The sequence below is a fragment of the Pseudomonas oryzihabitans genome (assembly GCF_006384975.1).
GTDB lineage: Bacteria > Pseudomonadota > Gammaproteobacteria > Pseudomonadales > Pseudomonadaceae > Chryseomonas > Chryseomonas psychrotolerans_B.
This window is the reverse complement of record NZ_CP021645.1, coordinates 3,335,915-3,356,870: the sequence shown is the minus strand read 5'-3', so window position 1 is coordinate 3,356,870 and position 20,956 is coordinate 3,335,915. Positions and strand designations below refer to the sequence as shown.

The window sequence follows — 20,956 nt, the reverse complement described above, 5'->3', positions numbered from 1 at the left end:
TTGCCGTATCTGCCTTCATCCCGTTGAAAGCCGGCGAAATCCTCTCGCCGGCCAGGAGCTTGTAATGCGTGTACTGGTTTTGGGGAGCGGCGTCATCGGCACCACCAGCGCCTACTATCTGGCCCGCCAGGGGTTCGAGGTGGTCGTGGTCGATCGCCAGGCCGGTCCGGCGCTGGAGACCAGCCACGCCAATGCCGGTCAGGTCTCGCCTGGCTATGCCTCGCCCTGGGCCGCGCCCGGGGTGCCGCTCAAGGCGCTGAAGTGGTTGTTCCAAAAGCATGCGCCCCTGGCCATTCGCCTGACCGGCGATGCCAACCAGTACCTGTGGATGGCGCAGATGCTGCGCAACTGCACCGCTGCCCGCTATGCGGTGAACAAGGAGCGCATGGTGCGGCTGTCCGAATACAGCCGTGACTGCCTCGACGAGCTGCGCCAGGAAACCGGGATCGCCTACGAAGGCCGCCAACTGGGCACTACCCAGATCTTCCGTACCCAGCAGCAGGTGGACGCCGCGGCCAAGGACATCGCCGTGCTGGAGCGCTCCGGCGTGCCCTTCGAACTGCTCGACCGCGACGGCGTGGCCCGGGTCGAACCGGCGCTGGCGGCGGTCAAGCACAAGCTCGCCGGCGGTCTGCGCCTGCCCAACGACCAGACCGGTGACTGCTTCCTGTTCACCAATCGCCTGGCCGAGGAAGCCCGCCGCCTGGGCGTGGAGTTCCGCTTCGGTGCCCAGATCCAGCAACTCAGCGCCAGTGGCGACCGTATCGACGGCGTAAAAGTCGACGGCGAGCTGCTCACCGCCGATCACTACGTCCTGGCCCTGGGCAGCTATTCGCCGCAACTGCTGGCGCCCCTGGGTATCCGCGCGCCGGTCTATCCGCTCAAGGGTTATTCGCTGACGGTGCCCATCGTCGATGCCAGCATGGCGCCGACCTCGACCATCCTCGACGAGACCTACAAGGTCGCCATCACCCGCTTCGACGACCGCATCCGCGTCGGCGGCATGGCCGAGATCTGTGGCTTCGACCTGAGCCTGGACCCGCGGCGGCGGGCGACCCTGGAAATGATCACCGGGGATCTCTATCCTCGCGGCGGCGACCTCGCCCGGGCCAGTTTCTGGACCGGCTTGCGACCCACCACCCCGGACGGGACCCCCATCGTCGGCGCCACCCGCTATCGCAACCTGTTCCTCAACACCGGGCACGGGACGCTGGGCTGGACCATGGCCTGTGGCTCCGGTCGCCTGCTGGCCGATCTGATCGGTCGCAAGCGGCCGCAGATCAGCGCCGAGGGTCTCGACATTTCCCGTTATTCCGCCACCCAGGAGTCCCCGCGCAATGCCCGTACAGCGTCTGCACACTGATCGCCGCCTAAGCGAGATCAACATCCACAACGGCACCGTCTACCTCGCCGGCCAACTGGCCGACGACTTTTCCGGCGACATCTACCAGCAGACCCGCGAGACCCTGGCCAACGTCGACAAATTCCTTGCCGAGGCCGGCAGCGACAAGCAGCACATCCTGGTGGTGACCATCTTCCTGCGCGACATCGCCCTGCATTTCGAGGGCATGAATCGCGCCTGGGACGAGTGGGTCGCCCAGGGCGCCACCCCCGGTCGCACCACTGTAGAAGCCAAGCTGGCCAAGCCCGATATCCTGGTGGAGATGAACGTCATCGCCGCGGTGAAAGCCTAGCGTCTGTATCCCCTCTCCCCCTGGGAGAGGGTTAGGGTGAGGGTGCCGTCCAGCCCTCCCATCCCTCACTCTTCAATTGCCGAGACCTCCCATGCGTCCCGCCCGCGCCCTCATCGACCTCGCCGCCCTGCGCCACAACTACCGCCTGGCGCGGGAACTCTCCGACGCCCGTGCCCTGGCGGTGATCAAGGCCGATGCCTATGGGCATGGCGCGGTGGCGGTGGCCGGCGCCCTGGCGGGCGAGGCCGATGGCTTCGCCGTGGCCTGTATCGAAGAGGCGCTGGAGTTGCGCGCCGCGGGTATCCGCGCGCCCATCCTCTTGCTGGAAGGCTTCTTTACCGCCGACGAGTTGCCGCTCATCGCCGAGCACGATCTGTGGATGGTGATCCATGCCGACTGGCAGCTCGAAGCCCTGGAGCGCGCCACTTTGACACGGCCGCTGCAGGTCTGGTTGAAGCTGGATTCCGGCATGCACCGGGTCGGCTTCTTTCCCCAGGATTACGCGGCTGCGTACAAGCGGCTGCTGGCCAGCGGCAAGGTCAGCGGCATCGTCAAGATGACCCACTTCGCCCGCGCCGACGAGCCGGATAGCCCGGCTACCGCTGCCCAGATCGCCACCTTCCGCGCTGCCACCGAAGGTCTGCCGGGTCCTACCAGCCTGCGCAACTCGCCGGCGACCCTGGGCTGGCCCCAGGCGGCCGGCGACTGGGTACGGCCGGGGCTGATGCTCTATGGCGTCTCGCCCTTCACCGCGCCCCAGGCCGTCGCCGAGCGGCTGCAGCCGGTGATGACCCTGACCTCGCGGGTGATCGCCGTGCGCGAACTGCCGGCCGGTGAGCCGGTGGGCTATGGCGCCCGCTTCGTCACCGAGCGGCCGACGCGGGTCGGGGTGGTCGCCCTGGGCTATGCCGATGGCTATCCGCGCCATGCGCCCAACGACACCCCGGTGGCCATCGATGGCCGCCCTGGGCGATTGATCGGGCGGGTGTCCATGGACATGCTCACCGTCGATCTCAGCGATCATCCCCAGGCCGGGGTAGGCAGCGAAGTCGAGTTCTGGGGCAGGCAGGTCTCGGTAGCCGCGCTGGCCGAACGCTGCGGCACCATTCCCTACCAACTGCTGTGCAACCTCAAGCGGGTGCCGCGCCACTACCAAGGCTGAGACAGCCTCGCGAGAGGGCGGGTATCGCGTTGCCGCGCCCCACGCCGGTCGCTATCGCCATTGGCGTGTTGTAAATCTCGAACAGCGTTGCCATGATGCCGAACACCTGCCTTCGTGGCGCTAGCCTGCGGTCCGTCCGCCCTGTCGAGGAGAGTTCACCACCTTGGACGTCGGTGCCCGCCTGCAAACCATCCGTACCCTCAAGGGCCTGTCCCAGCGCGAACTCGCCAAACGTGCCGGGGTGACCAACAGCACCATCTCGATGATCGAGAAGAACAGCGTCAGCCCCTCCATCAGCTCGTTGAAGAAGGTGCTGGCCGGCATTCCCATGTCCCTGGTGGAATTCTTTTCCCTGGACCTGGAACAGGATGCCCCCACCCAGGTGGTCTATCGCGCCAACGAACTCATCGACATCGCCAGCGGTGCCCAGACCGTACGCATGCGCCTGGTCGGCCGCGCCCATCCCAGTCGCGCCCTGGCCTTTCTCGACGAGACCTATCCGCCGGGTGCCGACACCGGCGAAGAGATGTACGCCCACGAGGGCGAGGAGGCCGGCCTGGTGGTGGAGGGCCGCCTGGAGCTGACCGTGGGGGGCGAGGTACATATCCTCGAACCGGGCGACAGCTACTACTTCGAGAGCAGCCGGCCGCATCGCTTCCGCAATCCCTTCGACGCCCCCGCCCGGCTGATCAGCGCGACCACGCCGGCGAATTTCTGAGCATCTGCGTCACGAACTCGTAGGGTGGAAAACGGCGTAGCCTTTTCCACCTGGAGTCGGTGCCAAGGGTGCCCTCACCCCAACCCTCTCCCGGAGGGAGAGGGAGCTGTTCGAGCGGGGGTTCGGCTTCATCGGCGCCGCCCTATGGCGGCCAGGGCGGTCCGCCGATGCGGCCGCTCCTACAGGTCAGTACCCCATACCTCCTGCTCATCTATCCCCAGCGCCCGCAACTCCGCTCGGCGCAGGGGCTCGTCCTGGGCGAGGAAGAATTCGTCCAGTTGCGGCGGTGCCACGCCGCTCGCCAGCAGCAGGGCGTGGGCCTGGCCGCGGTGGTGCAACTGGTGGACGAAGAGATGCTGCAGGGTCCGGTCGACCCGCTCCCGCACCGGGCCGGTGGCGCGGAGTGCTCGAACACCTACTGTAACCCGAGGAGATGTGCGTGGGGTCGCAGCCTGGCCAGCCCTGGCATTGAGGGGGTGGCAGCGCTTTGCCATGCTCGGGCGCTGCTCTCACCTCCTGCAAGGAAGCCTGCGATGCGCCGCCGTTCGCGACAGTTTGGCCTGGGTCTGACGCTGGTCCTGGCCTTGGCCGGTATGGCGCGGGCCGCCGAGCCGGTGGTCCTGCCCGAGTTGCCCTATATCCCGCTGGGCGTGGTGGGCCACGACAACAACGCCGCCTATCCCGATGCGCAGATGGAGCGGCGGCTGCAACTGCTCGACCGCTACAACCTGCGCAGCTACCGGTCCGGTGAATTCCTGCTGTTGGACCTGCCGCGGCTGGATCGCCTGGTGGCCCTGGCCCGCCAGTACCGCATCACCCTGAGGCCGGTGATCACCCAGCAGCTGACCCAGGCTCAGGCCTACGCCCTGGCCAAGCGCTATGCCCAGGACATCAAGATCTGGGAGATCGGCAACGAACAGGACTATTCCCGCGTCGGCGCCGGGATTCGCATCAGCCGGCTGGTGGACATCTACCGGGGGATTCGACGGGCGTCCGACGAACTGGGCGCAGGACTCGAGACCACCATCAACGTGATGTCCTGCAATCCCCATGACCGGAGTCCCAAGGCGCGCTGCCCTGGCGAGCCACTGGGCTCCCTGTGGTTTCTCGACCAGGCCAAGGCGGCGGGCTTCGACTTCGACCACATCAGTTTTCACTACTACCCGCACTACCACGACCGCGGCCGCTGGATGGACCTCTACTTGGGCCAGATGCGCGCCATGGCGGAAAAGTACCGCACCCGGATCTTCTTCAACGAGGTCAATTGCGGCGAGATCTACAGCGGCAGCACCGATGGCGGCCGACCGGGCGATCGCGGCTGCTACGACAGCCTGGAGTCCATCCTCTCCGAACTCAATGGCCGCTACCGCGACGTCGTCCGGGAGATCAACGTCTACGAACTGCTCGACGAGCCGACCCACCCGGTCCCCCACGAGCGGCACTTCGGCTTGTTCTACGACCTGGACCGGCCGAAACCGGTCATGGCGCTGATTCGCCGCTATGCCGGGGCGTCCGGAGACGTCAGATAGCCGACAAGTCTGACTTTAGGCTCCGGTCGGCCCTTCTCGTGACTGGGTAGTCACCGATAAACGGTAGCGAAAGTGCCATCATCGGCACCGTACATCTGGCAAAAGGTCGCGTTCACCCCGGCTTGATGATGGCACGGGTTCTTATTGGTCTAGCGCTTGCACTAGGCTTTGCAGGTGTCGGGGAAACGATCTTCTCCGGCAGTTTTCCTGCTGTACCGAGGTGGGATGCACGGATCGAATCGCGCACCTCGGCCTATCTGGTTCCTTTGCATGACAATCCTTAGCTCCATCTCCCGTCGCCTGCCGCGTCAGGCGTTGCTGTTGCCTGCTCTTTTCGCCACCGCTTCGCTCGCCACCTCCGCCCAGGCCGTTGACCTGGTTGGTCTCAACTTCTCCGGCGCCACCTTCGCCGCCCAGATCCTGCCCGGTGTCAACGACCGCAACTACATCTTCCCGGCCGAGAGCCATTTCCAGCAGTGGAGCGCCAAGGGCGTGAAGCTGGTGCGCTTCCCCATCCTCTGGGAACGCCTGCAACCGTCCATGGGGGTCAATCTCGACCCCACCTACGCCGGCCTGATCGATCGCACCCTGGGCTATGCCCAGAAGTACGGGGTCAAGGTCATCCTCGATCTGCACAACTACGCCCGCTATCAGGGCAAGGTCATCGGCGCGGGCGAAGTGCCCTACGAGGCCTTCCAGAATCTCATGACCCGTGTCGCCCAGCGCTGGGGCACCCATCCGGCGCTCTATGGCTACGACATCATGAACGAGCCCCACGACGCCGTGAGCAACTGGCCGACCGCCGCCCAGTACGGAATCAATGGCGTGCGCGTGGCCGACTCGACCCACCCGATCTTCATCGAGGGCAACGGCTGGGCCGACACCTCCCGCTGGCCGCAGTGGAACGACGGCCTGCTCAAGCTGACCGATCCGGCCAACAACCTGATCTTCATGGCCCAGGCCTTCTTCGATACCAATCTGAACGTCGCCAGCCTGGCGTCGAGCTATGGTGTCGACCGGCTCAAGCCCTTCGTCTCCTGGCTCAAGACCAACAACAAGCGCGGCTTCATCGGCGGCTTCGGCGTACCTGACACGGATGCGCGCTGGTTGCCCATTCTTGACGCCATGCTGGCCTACCTGAAGCAGAACTGCATTCCGGCCACCTACTGGGCCGCCGGTCCGGGTTGGGGCACCTACAACCAGGCGGTCGAGCCGATCAATGGCAAGGAGCGTCCGCAGTGGGCGGTGCTCGCCAAGTACCTCGACAAGGACAGCTGCGCGGCCATCGGTCCCCAGATGACGCCCGTCGCCACCACCCCGGCCAAGGCCGAGACCGCCACCGGCGGCGCGACCGCGGGCACCACCGGCGGTACGGGCGCTACCGGTACTACCGGCAACACGACCGGCGCAACGCCTGCCACCGGCACTGGCACTACCGGGGGCACTGCGGGGACCGGCGCGAGCACGGGAGGCACCACGGCTACCACCGGCACCGCCACGACCTCGTCCAAGCTGACCACCGTCGAACAGCTCTACCTGGCCTACTACGGTCGAGCGGCCGATGCCGGTGGCCTGAATTACTGGGCTTCGCGCCTGGCTAGCGATATGAGCGTCGAGCAGGTGGCGGCCACCTTCGCCGCCAACAGCGAATCCACCGCGCTCTATGGCTCTCTGAGTGGCGCGGCCCTGGTCAACAAGGTCTACCAGACCCTCTATGGCCGTAGCGCCGACAGCAGCGGCAGTGCCTACTGGGCCAGTCGCCTGGCCAACGGCGTCACCGCGCGCGCCAACCTGCCGCTGGAAGTCATGCGCAGCAGCCTGGGCGACGACAAGACCGCCTTCGACAAGAAGGTCAGCACCGCCCTGGCTCAGGGCGGCTCGACCGCGACCCAACCGGTGCAGAACGTGGTCCAGCCGGCTCCCAGCGGTACCGTCTCCTCGGCGCCACTGACCGGCTACGCCAACATCCCGCTGGGGGTGGTGGGTCACGACAACAGCGACGCCTATCCGGATGCGGAGATGGAAGCCCGTCTGCAATTGCTGGCGGCGCGCAACCTGCGGACCTATCGTTCCGGCGAGTACCTGGTGACCAACTTCGACCGGCTGGATCGGCTGGTGGCCCTGGCGCGCAAGTACAACATCACCCTGCGGCCGGTGATCACCCACAAGCTGAGCCAGGCACAGGCCTATACCCTGGCCAAGCGCTACGCCAACGACATCAAGATCTGGGAGATCGGTAACGAGCAGGACTATGCCAAGGCCGGTGCGCAGGATCGTATCAACGTCCTGGTCGGCATCTACCGCGGCATCAAGCAGGCCTCGGACGAACTGGGCGCCAACCTCAAGACTACCATCAACGTGATGGCCTGCAACTCGGACGACAAGACCGCCACCTCACGCTGCCCGGGTGATCGCAACGGCGCCATGTGGTTCCTCGACCAGGCCAAGGCGTCGGGTTTCAACTTCGACTATGTGAGCTTCCACTATTACCCCTACTTCGACGACAAGGGTTACTGGATGGACATGTACCTGGGGCAGATGCGCGCCATGGCCACCAAGTACAAGACCAAGGTGTTCTTCAACGAGATGAACTGCGGCAACGTCTACCAGGGCAACACCGACGGCGGTCGCGCCGGCGACCAGGCCTGCTACGACAGCGTCAAGCAGATGCTCACGGTGCTCAACACCAGCTACAAGGATGTGGTGGCCGAGATCAACGTCTACGAATTGCTCGACGAGCCGAACAACCCGGTGGTCCACGAGCGGCACTTCGGGATGATGTATGACCTCAAGCGTCCCAAGCCGATCTTCGACATGGTGACCAGCTTCGCCAAGTAAGGGCTGAGCGACAACTGCACCGCCCCCGCTGCCTGATAGGTAGCGGGGGCGGTGTTGTTTTGGGGGGAATATGGGTGTTGGGTGGCCCTCACCCTAGCCCTCTCCCGGAGGGAGAGGGGACTGATCGGTGTGGTGGGTTGGTCGCGTAGCCAGTGGCTTTACGAGGAAGCCTAAGGCGAGATGCCTCGGCTCGCGGCGGCACGCGCTAGCCCCCTCTCCCTCAGGGAGAGGGTTGGGGTGGGGGCAATCGCCGGCAGCGGTCCTCACCCCTTCTTCAGCATCGCCCGCATCGCCGCCAGGGCGTCGTTGCCGCGGGCGGCCTTCTGTTCCTGGGGGGCTTCCTCCATGCCTTCCCATTGCAGGTCCTCGGGTGGCAACTCGTCGAGGAAGCGGCTGGGGGTGCAGTCGATCAGCTCGCCGTACTGCTTGCGCCGGGTGGCGTAGGTGAAGGCCAGGGTCTGGCGGGCGCGGGTGATGCCCACGTAGGCCAGGCGGCGCTCTTCCTCGATGGTGTCGGCCTCGATGCTGGAGCGGTGCGGCAGGATCTCCTCTTCCATGCCCATGATGAACACATAGGGGAACTCCAGGCCCTTGGAGGCGTGCAGGGTCATCATCTGCACCCCGTCTGCGCCTTCCTCTTCCTCCTGCTGGCGCTCGAGCATGTCGCGCAGCACCAGCTTGGCGATGGCATCCTCGATGGTCATCTCGCCGTCCTCATCCTTTTTCAGGATGTTCTTCAGCGCATCCAGGAGGAACCAGACGTTGCCCATGCGGAAGTCGGCGATCTTGTCGGAGCTGGCGTTCTGGCGAATCCAGTTCTCGTAGTCGATGTCCATCACCATGCTGCGCAGGGCGCCGATGGGGTCTTCGCCGGCGCAGTTCTGGCGCACCCCGTCCATCCAGCGCTTGAAGCGCGCCAGGCGCTCGGTGAAGCGGGCGTCCAGGTGTTCGCCGAGGCCGATCTCGTCGGCAGCGGCGTACATCGATAGATCCCGGCTGCCGGCGTAGTTGCCGAGCTTTTCCAGGGTGGTGGAGCCAATCTCCCGGCGCGGTACGTTGATCACCCGCAGGAAGGCGTTGTCGTCGTCCGGATTCACCAGCAGGCGCAGGTAGGACATCACGTCCTTGACCTCCTGGCGGGCGAAGAAGCTGGTGCCGCCGGAGAGCCGGTAGGGGATCTGGTGGTGCTGGAGTTTCAGCTCCATCAGCTTGGCCTGGTGGTTGCCGCGATAGAGGATGGCGAAATCCGCGTAGGGCCGCTGGGTCTTGAGGTGCAGGGTGAGGATTTCCAGGGCGATGCGTTCGGCCTCGCCGTCCTCGTTCTTGCAGCGCAGCACCCGGATCGGATCGCCGTGGCCCATCTCGCTCCACAGCTGCTTCTCGAACACATGGGGATTGTTGGCGATGAGCACGTTGGCGCACTTGAGGATGCGGCTGGTGGAGCGGTAGTTCTGCTCCAGCATCACCACTTTCAGCGAGGGGAAGTCGTCCTTGAGCTGCATCAGGTTTTCCGGCCGCGCGCCGCGCCAGGCATAGATCGACTGGTCGTCGTCGCCCACCACGGTGAACTGGGCGCGCTCCTGCACCAGCATCTTCACCAGCAGGTACTGGCTGGTGTTGGTGTCCTGGTATTCGTCCACCAGCATGTAGCGGATGCGATTGCGCCAGCGCTCCAGCACCTCGGGGTGATCCTGGAACAGCTTCACCGGCATCAGGATGAGGTCGTCGAAATCGACCGCGTTATAGGCCTTGAGGGTGCGCTGGTAGTGCAGGTAGACCACCGCGGCAGTCTGCTCCTTGGGCGTGCGCGCCTTTTCCAGGGCCTCTTCCGGCAGGATGAGGTCGTTCTTCCAGTTGCCGATGTAGTTCTTGATCTCGTCCAGGCCGTCGTCGCCCTGGTACTCCTTCTGCATGATGTCGGTGAGCAGCGCCTTGATGTCGCCCTCGTCGAAGATGGAGAAGCCCGGCTTGTAGCCCAGGTGCACGTACTCGCGACGGATGATGTTCAGCCCGAGGTTGTGGAAGGTGGAGACGGTGAGGCCGCGGCCTTCGCCGGCCTTGAGCAGGCTGGCGACCCGTGCCTTCATCTCCCGCGCCGCCTTGTTGGTGAAGGTCACGGCGCAGATGTACTGGGCGCGGATGCCGCACTGTTGCACCAGGTAGGCGATCTTGCGGGTGATGACGCTGGTCTTGCCGGAGCCGGCGCCGGCCAGCACCAGCAGGGGGCCGCTGATGTAGGCCACGGCTTCGGCCTGGCGGGGATTGAGCTTGGACATGGCGGACCGAGGGGTGACGACGCTGGGCGAAGGATTCTACCAGCGGCGCCCCCTCCGGTCTCAGGGCTTGGGCGCGGGAGCGACGAAGGTCAGCTGGCGCGGATAGCCGTACTTTTCGCCGGGCAGCACGGGGCTGTCGAGAAAGACGCCCATGCTGCGGCCGAATTCGCTGACGTGGGTGACGGCATAGTCCTGGCCATCGGCCAGGCGGACGATGGCGCCGGGTTTGAATTCCTCGCGGTTGCGTTCGGTGACCGGGATGGAGACGCCGGCCGCCTTGCGGTAGATGCCCTTGAGCCAGTCCTGGTTGGTGAAGTCGTTGATCGGGGTGTTGAAGCGCCCGGGCAGGCGTTGCAGGTGACGCCCGGTCCCCGGGGCGTCGTCCACCACCAGGCGCCGTGGATAGCCGACGGCCTCGGCGTCCAGCGGCTCGCCCTCGACGAACACCGCCAGGTTGTCGCCGACCCGCTGCACCTCGGTGATGGCGCGCCACTGGCCGTCACCCAGTTGGACCTGGCGACCGCTGATGAAGCCCTCGACATTGGCCGGCGTCGCCGGAATGGTCAGGCCAGCGACCCGGCGCAGCACGCCGCGATCCCAGTCTTCGTTGCTGAAGTCGTTGATCGAGCTGGAGAGCAGCGGTTGGGTGGCGCTCGACGGCGGTTGCGCGGGCGCCGCCTGGGCCGATAGCGCCAGCGAGCAGAGCAGGCACAGCACCAGGGCGGACTTCAGGAAGAAGGCAGGCATAGTGGTCATCCTTAACGCTATATTCTTGTCGACCCGTAGAGGGCATTGGCGTCGGACCACGATGGCCTGGAGAGGTTTGCGGGTCGCCAGCGGAATCGGCAAATTTTTGCGCAATCCATGCCCTAGCGCACAAGGAGGGAAGTGATGAGTATCAGGGACAAGATCAGCGGTGCCCGCGCCTATCGGCGGCAAGCCACGGATCCCAGCATGAAGGTCGACGACTGCGGGATCGCCTGGGTGCAAACCGCGCTGGAAAGCGACCGCGGTCGCATCATCGTCTCGGCGCCCGTGCGGCGTCTGCAGCAGAAGACCCAGGTCTTTCCGCTGGAGCGCAACGCCGCCGTGCGCAGCCGCCTGACGCACTCGCTGGAAGTCCAGCAAACCGGGCGCTACATCGTCCGAAAGCTGTTCAAGGAGCTTGGGCCGCGCGCCGCCGAATACGGTCTGCAAGGGCTGGACGGCATCCTCGAAACCCTGGTGGAGATGTCCTGCCTGATGCACGACATCGGCAATCCACCCTTCGGGCATTTCGGCGAATTTGCCCTCAACGCCTGGTCGGAGCGGCACCTGGCGGCGCTGTTCGAGGCGACCGTTCCCGCGCCCCACGATCCGGCTCTGCGCGAGCGCTTGCTCAGCGATCTCGCCCAATTCGAAGGCAACGCCCAGGCCGTGCGCCTGGTGGTCAAGTTGCTCCGGCTCAATCTCACCTATACCCAGACCGCCGGACTGCTCAAATATGTCCGCCCGGCCTACCAGCCCAAGCCCGCTCGCGGCGAGCCTGGCTATTACCTCAACAAGAAGCCCGGGTACTACCTGGCCGAGGAGCCCTTCGTCCAGGAGCTGTGGCAGGTGCTGGACATGGCGCCGGGTACCCGGCATCCCGTGGTCTACATCATGGAGGCCGCCGACGACATCTCCTACTGCCTGGCGGACCTGGAAGACGCGGTGGAGAAGGGCATCCTGAGTCTCGAACGGCTGAGCGAGCTGCTGATAGCCAAGTTTGGCCAGCTCCGGCCGCATGGCGTCGATGAGCCTGTCACGGTCATCCGCGACACGCCCAGTAGCTTCGCCGAAGCTATCAGGAGCAATCTGCGCATCGCGCAACGCGAAGAGGTCGATCCCCAGGGCAGCTACTTCATCTGGCTGAGGGTCAACATGCTCCATCCCTTGGTCGCCCACGCGGCGAGCCAGTTCATCGAGCATTTCCCTGCGGTCGAAGCCGGCACCCTGGGACGGGCGCTGCTAGAAGATGGCAGCATCCACGAAGCGGTGGTGAATACCTTCAAGCAGGTGGCGGTGGAGCAGGTCTTCTGCCATCGCGAGGTCCAGACCTTGGAGTTGCAGGGCCTGCGCATCCTGCAAGGCCTGCTGGACAGCTACGCGCCCCTGCTCAGGTTGCCCGCGGCGGACTTCATCGTGCTGTCGCGCGGCGAGCGTGGCCAGTGGCCACACGAGCATCTGCTGCTGCGGCGCCTGCCGCCCAAGCATCTGCGGGCCTATACCCAGGCACTCAGGGAATTGGACCCCGCGGCGGCCCACTTCGCGCACTGGGAGTTCTACCACCGTTATCGCATGCTGCTCGACTTCGTGAGTGGCATGACCGATCAGTTCGCCCTGGATGAATACCAGACGCTTTCGGCGACCTAGTCAACCCGCCACTCAAGGCCGCCGAAGAGTGGCCTCGCGAGCCCAGGCACTTTTCAGACAGAGCCCAGTCTTGATGTTCTCGCTCACTCAGGATCTCGCCATGACCACCACCCTCGCCCCCGTTCCCCTGGCCAAGGCCTATCGCCTGCTCAACCACGGCCCTACCGTGTTGGTCAGCGCCGCTCATGCGGAACAACGCAGCGTCATGGCGGCGGCCTGGGCCATGGCGGTGGATTTCGAACCCTGCAAGGTGGCGGTGGTGCTGGACAAGCAGACCTGGACCCGCCAGCTGTTGGAAGCCGAGGGCAGCTTCGTGCTCAACGTGCCCTGCGCCGCCCAGGTGGATCTGGTGCAGACGGTGGGCAACACCAGCGGGTGGAACGTGGACAAGTTCGACGCCTATGACATCGAGAGCCTGGACGGCGAAAGGATCAGCGCACCGCGGATCGCCGGTTGCGTCGCCTGGCTGGAGTGCCGGTTGCTGCCAGAGGCGCGCAATCAGCAGCGCTACGACCTTTTCCTCGGCGAGGTGCTCGCCGCCCAGGCCGACACCCGGGTCTTTCGTGACGGCCACTGGGACTTCAGCGGCCAGGATGGGCTGCGCACCCTGCACCACGTCGCGGGTGGCCATTTCCTGGTGATCGGCGACGGTATCCAGGGGCGGATGCTGGAGCCGCGCGCCTGAGAGCCTGTTCAAAATCTGCTGCACGTCGGCCAAACTGCGTTGAAAATGGCCTGGGTCGCCAGCCCGGCCTAGGCGGCCCCGTCGCAATGCTCATTTACCACTCATAGACTCGCGCGCGAGTCCGATCCGCTTCCTCAGCTATCTTCGCGGGGCCGCCTAGGCCTTGTTTGGCTCTAGTGTGGTGTTTCAGAAGTTCGCACAAGAATTGGCGAGTGATTTTTGTTCCTGGGCCAGGCGCCGGGACGAGTCATAGCAGGGCTATGGCGAGGAGTGGCAACACCGCCCAGGGCGGTCCGCCGCTGCGGGCAAAAAGCGCCGCCAAAATTGTGTAGATAACTTCTGAAACACCACACTAGCTCGCGAGATTTTGAACAAGCTCTGAGCCCGGCTACGCCAGCCGTCCTGGCGTAGCCGCAACCGCACTCAGACGCGGAAGCGCGCGACCATCTGCTGGAGGTCGCCGCCCAGGCGTGCCAGTTCGTTGATCGAGGTCGCCGCGTGGGTATTGGCGGTGGCCGATTCCTCGGCGAGACCGCTGACCTTGACCACGTTGGCGTTGATTTCCTCGGCCACCAGGCTCTGTTCTTCCACGGCGGTGGCGATCTGTTGGTTGAGATTCTGGATCTCCGCTACCGTCTGGTAGATGGCGTCCAGGGCGCGTTCGGCCTCCTGGGCCAGGGTCACGGTGCCCAGGGTGCGGTCGCGGCTGGCCTGCATGCGCTCGCTGGCTTCGGTGGTGCCCTGTTGCAGGGTGGCGATCAGCTCGCCGATCTCGCGGGTGGATTCCTGGGTGCGCTGCGCCAGGGAGCGCACCTCGTCGGCCACCACGGCGAAACCGCGGCCCTGCTCGCCGGCACGGGCGGCTTCGATGGCGGCGTTGAGCGCCAACAGGTTGGTCTGCTCGGCGATGGCCTTGATCACGTCGATGACGCTGCCGATACGCCCGCTGGCGGCGTCCAGGCGCTCCATGGCCGCGCCGAGGCCCTCGACCTCTTCCGCGGCCAGGGTGATTTCCTGGGCGGCGCGCTTGACCGTCTGGCTGCCTTCACGGGCCATGGTGTCGGCGGTCTGGGCGGCGTTCGAGGCGGTGGAGGTGTTCTGCGCCACGTTCTGCACCGTGGCCGCCATCTCGTTCATGGCGGTAGCCACCTGGTGCATCTCGTCACGCTGCTGGGTCACGCCGCGGCTGGTCTGCATGCCGAAGGCGGACAGCTCTTCCGCCGCGCTGGCGAGCTGGCTCACGCCGCCGGCGATCCCGCCGACCAGCTGCCGCAGGTCGTCGGCCATGGCCTGGGTGGTCCGCTGCAGTTCGCCCAGCTCATCACGGCGAGCGACCTCGCTGCGCAGCGTGAGATCGCCTGCGGCGACGCGCTTGAGCATGGCCATGGCGGTCGCCAGCGGCTGGGCGATCTGCCGGGTGATCAGCCAGGCGGCGGCGATGCCGATCAGCAGGGCGACCAGGCTGCTCAGCAGGAGCTTGAGCAGGGCGGCCTGGCGCTCGGCGTTGGCGGACTTGAGCTGGCCTTCGCTCAGCTGGTCGAGCAATTGCACCAGTTTGTTGCCCTGGTCCTGCAGGCTGGTGACGGCGGTCTGGGCTTGGCGATTCTGGGCGACGATGGATTCGAAGAAGGCGCGATAGCGGGTCACGTCCTGGTCGGCGTTGTACAGTCGCGCGGCGGTATCGCCGTCGATCTGCTTCTGGGTGGCGGTCAGGGTATTGCGCAGATCATCGATGGCCTTGAGCGCCGCCTGGGCCTTGCTGTCGTCGGGATCGCCGAGGAAGCGGCGGATGGCCAGGCGGATGCCGACCATCTGCGCCTTCATCTGGGCGACGGCCTTGAGCTCGGCGGTGCCGTAGCTGCCGCCGGGGGCGAAGACGAGTTCGAACAATTCGTCGAAGGTCTTGGTGACGTTGTCGGAGACCTGGGTCAGTTCCTTCTGCGCCTCGGCGCTGGTCTGGTTGGCCTGCAGCAGGGTGGCGAAGCGCTCGCGGTAGGCCTTCATTTCCTGCTGGATGTTGCTCAGGATGGCGACGTTGGCCGGATTGGTCAGCAGGGACAGGCCCTTGGCGATCTCTTCCGACACGTGGGTCAGGTCGGTCTGCTGGCGGGTGACATTGGCGCTGCTCGGGTCGAGCAGATAATTCTTTTCATCGACCCGTACATTGAGGATGTCGGCCTTGAGGTCGCCGCTGTAGCGCGTCTTGGTGATGCGGTCGAGCAGGGTATTGGCGGTGAGGTAACCGAACAGGGCTACCACCGCCACCATGACCAGCAGGGCGCCGAAGCCCAGGGACAGTTTCTTGGAAATGCCGAGATTGCTCAGCCAGGATGCTTTGGAGGCGGACATGAGGGTACCGGTAAGGAGTCGAGATACCCCTTCATCGGCCATCCCGCTGGCGACTTGAAAGTGACTGATCGGTCAGGTGCCGGCCAGCCGACGACCGGCTCTCCCCGGGGGAAGAGCCGGTTGCGCTCAGGCGGTTTCCGGGCTGGCCAGGGGTACCGGTAATTCCAGTTCCAGCACCGAGATCAGCGCATTCTGCTGGCGCTCGTTGAGTTGGCGGAAGCGTTGCAGCAGCAATTGCTCGCCGGCGCTGAGCAGGTCGTCGTCCTGGTCGAGACTGCCGGGTTCCAGCACGCCGTCCTGCACCAGGCTGCGTTCCAGCCAGGCGACGATCTCGGTGTTCATGCTGTGGCGATGGGTACGGGCCACGGCGGCGATGCGTTCACGCATGCCATCGGGCAGGCGGACGACGAATTTTTCCGTGGGAATACCAGCGGGAGCGCGGTGGACGTAAGGCATGGCGGACCTCCAGATAACAGGGGTGGCTGACGTCAAAGCGCCGACAACAGCAGTCGACCGGCGAAGAAAACCAGCACCAGGCCCATGGTTCGTTCGAACCAGTGGCCCAGGCGCAGGAAGGTCTGGCGAACACGGGGGCTGGAAAACAGCAGGCTGACCAGGGCGAACCAGCCGGCGTTGACCGCGCACATCCACAGGCCGTAGAGCCCTTGCACGGCCAGCGGCGTCTCGGCGCTGACCACGGTGGTGAAGATGGCCAGGAAGAACAGGGTGGCCTTGGGATTGGTGGCGTTGGTCAGGAAGCCGGTGAGAAAGGCCTTGCCCGGTGCCTGGCGTTCCAGATCGGCGGCCTGCCACTGGCTGTCGTCCAGCGGCGCGGCGGTGGGCTTGCTGCGGATGAGGTTGAAGCCCAGCCAGAGGATGTAGGCACCGCCCAGCACCTTGGCGGCATCCAGCAGCCAGGGCGTGGCATGCATCAGGGCGCCGATGCCGAGCAGGGTATAGAGCACGTGCACCGAGATGCCGGCGCCGATGCCCAGGGCGGTACAGAGGCCGATCAGGCGGCCGAACCTGACGCTCTGGCGTACGGTCACGGCGAAGTCCGGTCCCGGGGCCAGTACCGCCAGGAAGTGGATGGTCGCCAAGGCGAGGAATTCGCTCAGATAGGGGGACATGTCAGCTCCAGTACGTCAGGGGTTCGGCGACCCCGCGATAGCCGACGAAACACGACAGCGACAGGCGGGGCTGGTCGTTGCCGGGGGTCACGGCGTGCATGCGGCGGGAATTGAACAGGATCAGGTCGCCCGGTTCGGGGCGAATCGTCAGGCAGGGCGGGCCGAGCTGGTCGGGCTCGATGCCGTAGCTGTCGCCGCGCAGGGCGTCGAAAGCCTCCGGCGACAGCTCGCGCGACCAGAGCTGCAATTCGCCGCCCTCGCTGGGCATGGTCAGGTAGACGTTGCAGGCCAGTTGAGTCACCACGCTCTCCGCCTCCGTGCTACCGGGGGCGTCCTTGGCGAAGATGTCGTGGTGGGCGAGAAAGCGCACCCCGGGCTTCACCACCCGCGACAGGCCGACGTACATCTTGCGGCCCCAGAGGGTCTGCAGCTGGGCGCCGGCGGGCCAGGCCTCGTCGAGGGTGCAGCGCACCAGGTCGATGGGATTGAGATAGGGCCGACAGCGGCGGCGCAGCTCTTCCAGATTGCGGGCGACGCTGGCGAAGTAGTCGTCCATCTGCGAGCGCTGGTTCTCCGCCTCGTAGAAGGCCATGCCGATGCGGCCGATACTGGGGGCGTTGGCATAGCTGGCGAAGCCGTTACCGAGGATCTGTTGGCCGAGGTCGTCGGCCAGCGGGCGGGGGACGAAGGCCCGGACGCGCACGGCCAACAGGCGTTCAGCGGCGAGATGGTGCAGGCTCTCGGTGTCGAGAGCGTCGAGTTCGAGCAGCATGGCGCTTCCTGTCTGCGGTGAGGTGGGCGGTAGCTCAGGCGTCGGCCATGTCGTAGCTCACCAGCAGACGCCCTTTCTTTTCCTTGAGGCCCAGGGCGCTCAACGACCCGACGGCACGGGACGAGCGCATATGGGTGCCGCCGCAGGCGTAGCGCGCCACGCCCTCGCCGAAGCTCACCTGGCGCAGGCCCGCGGCATCGACCTCGATCCGTAGCGGCAGGTCTTCCTCCACCAGGGAATCGAACTGCGCTTGCAGGGTCTGGACGTCCAGGGGCTGCGGTTCCAGCCCCGGCACGAATTCGATCTTGCCTTCGCCCGGCCAGTGATGAGCCTTGACCGGTTGCCAGCCATAGGTCTCGCCGATGTGGCCGATCAGGTGGCCGGCCGAGTGCAGCCGCGAATGCCGCCGCCGCCGCTCTTCATCGACCCGCGCCAGTACGACGCCCGGTTGAAGGGCGCGCTGGGTGTGGTGCAGGATGCGTTCACCGTCCTGCACCACGCGGCTGACCTGGGCGGTCCCGATCCAGCCGGTGTCGCTGGGTTGGCCACCGCCCTGGGGATGGAAGGGCGTCGCCCGCAATTCGACCAGATAGCCCACTTCGGCGGGGCTGCAGGCAATGACCTCGACCTCGGCGATCAGACTGTCGCTCAAGAAATACAGGCGCTCGGTCATACGGCTACTACCAGGAAAGCGAGATATATCGTCATTCTAATGAGGGGGTGAAAGCGTGATAATCCATCCTCCCTCCAAAGGAATTTTGCGCTGTGAGCATAAGTCTTCCCCTCCCTTTGCTGAGCGAGATGGCCATCTTCGTACGGGTCGTGGAGAGCGGCAGCTTCTCTGCGGCGGCCCGTCAGCTAGGGTTGACGCCCTCGTCCACCAGCCGCAGCGTGGCGCGCCTGGAGAAGGCTTTAGGCACACGATTGCTCAATCGCAGCACCCGCAAGCTGCGCTTGTCGGAGGCGGGGGAAGAGGTGTACCGGCGCTGCAGCGACATGGTCGGGGCCGCGCGGGCGGTGCTGGAGGTCAGCGGCCAGTTCAACCAGGCCCCGGCCGGTATCGTGCGGCTGTCGGTGCCCAAGGCGGTGGGCAGCACCCTGATCCATCCACACATGCCCGAGTTCCTGCGCCGCTACCCGGCGGTGGATGTCCAGCTGATGCTGGAAGACCGCTACGTCGATCTGATCGACGACAACGTCGACCTGGCCATCCGCATCACCGATCGGCCACCGCCCGGCCTGGTCGGTCGCCAGTTGCTCACCATCGAGCACCTGCTCTGCGCCACGCCGCAGTACCTGGCCGAGCACGGCAGCCCCGCGCACCCGCGTGACCTGGCCCAGCACAGCTGCATCTATCTCGGCGAGGAGCCGGCCGATTCGCGCTGGAAATTCCGCCAGGGCGCCAAGGTGGTCCACGTCAACGTCCGCGGGCGCTATGCCGCCAACCACACCGGGGTGCGGCTGGACGCCGTGCTCAATCACATCGGCATCGGCAGCCTGCCGTTCTTCACCGCCCAGGCCGCCCTGGCGCGGGGCGAGATCGTCCAGGTGCTGCCGGACTGGACCTTCCTGCCGCACTACTACGGCGGCGCCTGGCTGCTGTATCCGGCGACCCGCCATCTACCGCCCAAGCTCAAGGTGTTCATCGACTTTCTCGTCGAACGCCTGAGCGACCAGGCGCTGCGCCAGGGCCAGGGCGCCGCGGCCTTGCCCGAACGGCGTTTCCAGGAGCTGACCATCGGCAGCTGAGGCGATCCGAGCTTTCGTGAAGCCTTTCACAAGTTCTGTTACAACTACTGCTGTTAGGTGAAACGATTCACCTAACCTTTCTTTGCCTAGGACCCCGCGGGTTTTCGCTAGGTCATGCTGATCACGACTCGTCTGCGCGAGTCCTGCGGATCGCCTGGCGATCCTGGCCCTGGCAGAACAAGAAAGGATTTCCCATGCTCGCTTCCTCACCCTCGCTAGCCGTACCCGTGGCGGCCACCCCGCGCAAGGGGCTGGTCGTGCTCATCGCCGTGATCGCTGCCCTCGGAGGCCTGCTGTTCGGCTACGACACCGGCATCATCGGCGTCGCCCTGCTCGGCCTCGGCCGGGAATTCGCCATGGACGACACCGTCAAGCAGCTGGTGACCGGTGCCATCATCTTCGGCGCCCTGTTCGGCTGCCTGGGTACCGGCCCGATCTCCGACCGGCTCGGCCGGCGCAAGACCATCATCGGGGTGGCCCTGGTGTTCGCCCTGGGCTCGGTGCTCTCGGCGCTGTCGCCCAACGTCACCCTCTTGATCCTGTCGCGCTTCCTGCTCGGCCTGTCGGCCGGCAGTTCCACCCAGATCATCCCGGTGTACATCGCCGAGGTGGCGCCGCCGGAGCACCGCGGCAAGCTGGTGGTGCTGTTCCAGTTCATGGTGGTGTTCGGCATCACCGTGGCCTACTTCACCGGCTTCGCCCTGGACGAGCACTGGCGCTGGATGTTCGGCCTCGGCCTGGTGCCGGCGCTGATCCTGCTGGCCGGCATGGCGGTGCTGCCGGAGAGCCCACGCTGGCTGCTGGTCAAGGGCCGCGAAAAAGACGCCCTGGCCGTGCTGGAACGGGTGCGGGGCGGCACGGCGGCAGCCCAGGCCGAACTGACCGAAATCAAGACCGTGAGCAATGCGCCCGAGGGTAGCTGGAGCGATCTGTTCTCGCCCTGGGTGCGCCCGGCGCTGCTGGTGGGGGCGGGCATCGCCATGTTCTCGCAGATCACCGGCAACAATGCGCTGATCTACTACGCACCGACCATCCTCACCCAGGCCGGTTTCTCCGACCAGACCGCGGTGCTGGCCACCGGTTGCAGCACCATCCTGGTGGTGATCATGACCGTGGTCGGCAGCTTCCTGGTGGACCGCATCGGCCGTCGTCGCTATCTGCTGACGCTGATTCCCGGCTCCATCATCGCCCTGGCCATCATGGGCTACCTGTTCCAGGGCGCCGGTCCCCAGACCGATGTCGAGCGCTGGACGGTGGTGGCCTGCCTGGCCGCCTACCTGATGCTCAATTGCGGCGGCTTTGGCGTCTGCATCTGGCTGATCAACGCCGAGGTCTATCCGCTGTTCGTGCGCGGCAAGGGCGCCAGCGTCGGTGCCTTCAGCCACTGGGGCTTCGACCTGCTGGTGACCCTCACCACCCTGAGCCTGGTGACCCAGCTAGGCGCCGCCCACACCTTCTGGCTCTACGCCGGGATTTCCCTGGTGGCCCTGCTGTTCATCTGGCGCCTGGTGCCGGAAACCAAGGGCAAGAGCCTGGAGCAGATCGAGCACGACCTGCGCGAGCGGCGCTTCTTTCCCTATCAGCGGCAGGGCTGAACGCAGCTTCCAGTGCTAGGGTCGCAACAGGAGCGGAGATAGATCTTCGCTCCTGTTCGCCTGTG

General features: G+C 65.7%; 18 protein-coding genes and 1 pseudogene. 10 read left to right on the top strand and 9 right to left on the bottom strand.

The features are described 5' to 3' along the window. The first annotated feature begins 64 nt into the window (after positions 1 to 64). From dadA to CCZ28_RS15065, 4 genes are all read left to right on the top strand, one after another. On the top strand, positions 65 to 1,363 hold the full coding sequence (gene dadA, locus CCZ28_RS15080; protein ID WP_140219233.1) for a D-amino acid dehydrogenase: 1,299 nt from the start codon (positions 65 to 67) through the stop codon (positions 1,361 to 1,363). Next, positions 1,338 to 1,694 (top strand): RidA family protein, encoded by a 357-nt coding sequence (locus CCZ28_RS15075; RefSeq protein ID WP_058761624.1) that lies wholly within the window; start codon positions 1,338 to 1,340, stop codon positions 1,692 to 1,694. Before dadA ends, CCZ28_RS15075 begins: the two co-directional genes overlap by 26 nt. A gap of 91 nt (positions 1,695 to 1,785) precedes the next feature. Continuing rightward, positions 1,786 to 2,856, top strand: coding sequence for an alanine racemase (gene alr, locus CCZ28_RS15070; protein ID WP_140219231.1), 1,071 nt, complete (start codon positions 1,786 to 1,788; stop codon positions 2,854 to 2,856). Positions 2,857 to 3,019: 163 nt separating this feature from the next. Beyond that, positions 3,020 to 3,574 carry a cupin domain-containing protein gene (locus CCZ28_RS15065; protein ID WP_058772516.1) on the top strand — a complete coding sequence of 185 codons (555 nt, stop codon included), beginning with the start codon at positions 3,020 to 3,022 and terminating at the stop codon, positions 3,572 to 3,574. Between the two features lie 179 nt (positions 3,575 to 3,753). On the opposite strand, the gene CCZ28_RS15060 is transcribed toward CCZ28_RS15065, so the two are convergent. Next, a complete protein-coding gene (locus CCZ28_RS15060) occupies positions 3,754 to 4,068 on the bottom strand; it encodes a DinB family protein (RefSeq protein WP_205894588.1) in 315 nt (104 codons plus the stop codon). Between the two features lie 39 nt (positions 4,069 to 4,107). On the opposite strand from CCZ28_RS15060, the gene CCZ28_RS15055 reads away from it, so the two are divergent. Next, a complete protein-coding gene (locus tag CCZ28_RS15055) occupies positions 4,108 to 5,103 on the top strand; it encodes a glycosyl hydrolase 53 family protein (protein WP_240795163.1) in 996 nt (331 codons plus the stop codon). Positions 5,104 to 5,373: 270 nt separating this feature from the next. Beyond that, positions 5,374 to 7,941: a cellulase family glycosylhydrolase gene (locus tag CCZ28_RS15050; protein ID WP_140219229.1), complete on the top strand. Its 2,568-nt coding sequence runs from the start codon at positions 5,374 to 5,376 to the stop codon at positions 7,939 to 7,941. Positions 7,942 to 8,204: 263 nt separating this feature from the next. On the opposite strand, the gene rep is transcribed toward CCZ28_RS15050, so the two are convergent. Both rep and CCZ28_RS15040 read right to left on the bottom strand, forming a co-directional pair. Next, positions 8,205 to 10,217 carry a DNA helicase Rep gene (gene rep / locus CCZ28_RS15045; RefSeq protein ID WP_140219227.1) on the bottom strand — a complete coding sequence of 671 codons (2,013 nt, stop codon included), beginning with the start codon at positions 10,215 to 10,217 and terminating at the stop codon, positions 8,205 to 8,207. Positions 10,218 to 10,277: 60 nt separating this feature from the next. Continuing rightward, positions 10,278 to 10,964: a hypothetical protein gene (locus CCZ28_RS15040; protein WP_140219225.1), complete on the bottom strand. Its 687-nt coding sequence runs from the start codon at positions 10,962 to 10,964 to the stop codon at positions 10,278 to 10,280. A 144-nt stretch (positions 10,965 to 11,108) separates the two neighbouring features. On the opposite strand from CCZ28_RS15040, the gene dgt reads away from it, so the two are divergent. After that, positions 11,109 to 12,611: a dGTPase gene (dgt, locus tag CCZ28_RS15035; RefSeq protein WP_140219223.1), complete on the top strand. Its 1,503-nt coding sequence runs from the start codon at positions 11,109 to 11,111 to the stop codon at positions 12,609 to 12,611. 100 nt (positions 12,612 to 12,711) lie between these two features. Next, the gene (locus CCZ28_RS15030; protein ID WP_140219221.1) at positions 12,712 to 13,296 is read left to right on the top strand and encodes a flavin reductase family protein; all 585 of its coding nucleotides are present in this window, start codon (positions 12,712 to 12,714) and stop codon (positions 13,294 to 13,296) included. Positions 13,297 to 13,719: 423 nt separating this feature from the next. Here the strand turns inward: CCZ28_RS15030 and CCZ28_RS25140 are convergent, their stop codons facing one another. From CCZ28_RS25140 to CCZ28_RS15005, 6 genes and pseudogenes are all read right to left on the bottom strand, one after another. Then, positions 13,720 to 14,454 (bottom strand): methyl-accepting chemotaxis protein, encoded by a 735-nt coding sequence (locus CCZ28_RS25140; protein ID WP_437179226.1) that lies wholly within the window; start codon positions 14,452 to 14,454, stop codon positions 13,720 to 13,722. A gap of 120 nt (positions 14,455 to 14,574) precedes the next feature. Then, positions 14,575 to 15,564: pseudogene (locus tag CCZ28_RS25135) on the bottom strand (methyl-accepting chemotaxis protein); the annotation flags it as partial. 207 nt (positions 15,565 to 15,771) lie between these two features. Further along, complete coding sequence (locus CCZ28_RS15020) at positions 15,772 to 16,101, bottom strand: Arc family DNA-binding protein (protein ID WP_140219217.1); 330 nt, start codon at positions 16,099 to 16,101, stop codon at positions 15,772 to 15,774. Positions 16,102 to 16,133: 32 nt separating this feature from the next. Next, positions 16,134 to 16,775: a LysE family translocator gene (locus CCZ28_RS15015; RefSeq protein WP_140219215.1), complete on the bottom strand. Its 642-nt coding sequence runs from the start codon at positions 16,773 to 16,775 to the stop codon at positions 16,134 to 16,136. A gap of 1 nt (position 16,776) precedes the next feature. Further along, the gene (locus CCZ28_RS15010; RefSeq protein WP_140219213.1) at positions 16,777 to 17,547 is read right to left on the bottom strand and encodes a 2OG-Fe(II) oxygenase family protein; all 771 of its coding nucleotides are present in this window, start codon (positions 17,545 to 17,547) and stop codon (positions 16,777 to 16,779) included. Positions 17,548 to 17,581: 34 nt separating this feature from the next. Then, positions 17,582 to 18,220 (bottom strand): alanyl-tRNA editing protein, encoded by a 639-nt coding sequence (locus tag CCZ28_RS15005; protein ID WP_140219211.1) that lies wholly within the window; start codon positions 18,218 to 18,220, stop codon positions 17,582 to 17,584. 92 nt (positions 18,221 to 18,312) lie between these two features. Here CCZ28_RS15005 and CCZ28_RS15000 point away from each other — a divergent pair, with 92 nt between their 5' ends. Together CCZ28_RS15000 and CCZ28_RS14995 are read left to right on the top strand one after the other, a co-directional pair. Next, a complete protein-coding gene (locus CCZ28_RS15000; protein WP_140219209.1) occupies positions 18,313 to 19,296 on the top strand; it encodes a LysR family transcriptional regulator in 984 nt (327 codons plus the stop codon). Between the two features lie 194 nt (positions 19,297 to 19,490). Beyond that, positions 19,491 to 20,891 carry a sugar porter family MFS transporter gene (locus CCZ28_RS14995; protein ID WP_140219207.1) on the top strand — a complete coding sequence of 467 codons (1,401 nt, stop codon included), beginning with the start codon at positions 19,491 to 19,493 and terminating at the stop codon, positions 20,889 to 20,891. Positions 20,892 to 20,956: the final 65 nt, after the last annotated feature.

Coding starts and splice junctions, on each gene's coding strand:
- dadA (WP_140219233.1), top strand. CDS start 65: ATGCGTGTACTGGTTTTGGGGAGCGGCGTCATCGGCACCACCAGCGCC.
- CCZ28_RS15075 (WP_058761624.1), top strand. CDS start 1,338: ATGCCCGTACAGCGTCTGCACACTGATCGCCGCCTAAGCGAGATCAAC.
- alr (WP_140219231.1), top strand. CDS start 1,786: ATGCGTCCCGCCCGCGCCCTCATCGACCTCGCCGCCCTGCGCCACAAC.
- CCZ28_RS15060 (WP_205894588.1), bottom strand. CDS start 4,068: ATGGCAAAGCGCTGCCACCCCCTCAATGCCAGGGCTGGCCAGGCTGCG.
- CCZ28_RS15055 (WP_240795163.1), top strand. CDS start 4,108: ATGCGCCGCCGTTCGCGACAGTTTGGCCTGGGTCTGACGCTGGTCCTG.
- CCZ28_RS15050 (WP_140219229.1), top strand. CDS start 5,374: ATGACAATCCTTAGCTCCATCTCCCGTCGCCTGCCGCGTCAGGCGTTG.
- rep (WP_140219227.1), bottom strand. CDS start 10,217: ATGTCCAAGCTCAATCCCCGCCAGGCCGAAGCCGTGGCCTACATCAGC.
- CCZ28_RS15040 (WP_140219225.1), bottom strand. CDS start 10,964: ATGCCTGCCTTCTTCCTGAAGTCCGCCCTGGTGCTGTGCCTGCTCTGC.
- dgt (WP_140219223.1), top strand. CDS start 11,109: ATGAGTATCAGGGACAAGATCAGCGGTGCCCGCGCCTATCGGCGGCAA.
- CCZ28_RS15030 (WP_140219221.1), top strand. CDS start 12,712: ATGACCACCACCCTCGCCCCCGTTCCCCTGGCCAAGGCCTATCGCCTG.
- CCZ28_RS25140 (WP_437179226.1), bottom strand. CDS start 14,454: ATGCACCAGGTGGCTACCGCCATGAACGAGATGGCGGCCACGGTGCAG.
- CCZ28_RS15020 (WP_140219217.1), bottom strand. CDS start 16,101: ATGCCTTACGTCCACCGCGCTCCCGCTGGTATTCCCACGGAAAAATTC.
- CCZ28_RS15015 (WP_140219215.1), bottom strand. CDS start 16,775: ATGTCCCCCTATCTGAGCGAATTCCTCGCCTTGGCGACCATCCACTTC.
- CCZ28_RS15010 (WP_140219213.1), bottom strand. CDS start 17,547: ATGCTGCTCGAACTCGACGCTCTCGACACCGAGAGCCTGCACCATCTC.
- CCZ28_RS15005 (WP_140219211.1), bottom strand. CDS start 18,220: ATGACCGAGCGCCTGTATTTCTTGAGCGACAGTCTGATCGCCGAGGTC.
- CCZ28_RS14995 (WP_140219207.1), top strand. CDS start 19,491: ATGCTCGCTTCCTCACCCTCGCTAGCCGTACCCGTGGCGGCCACCCCG.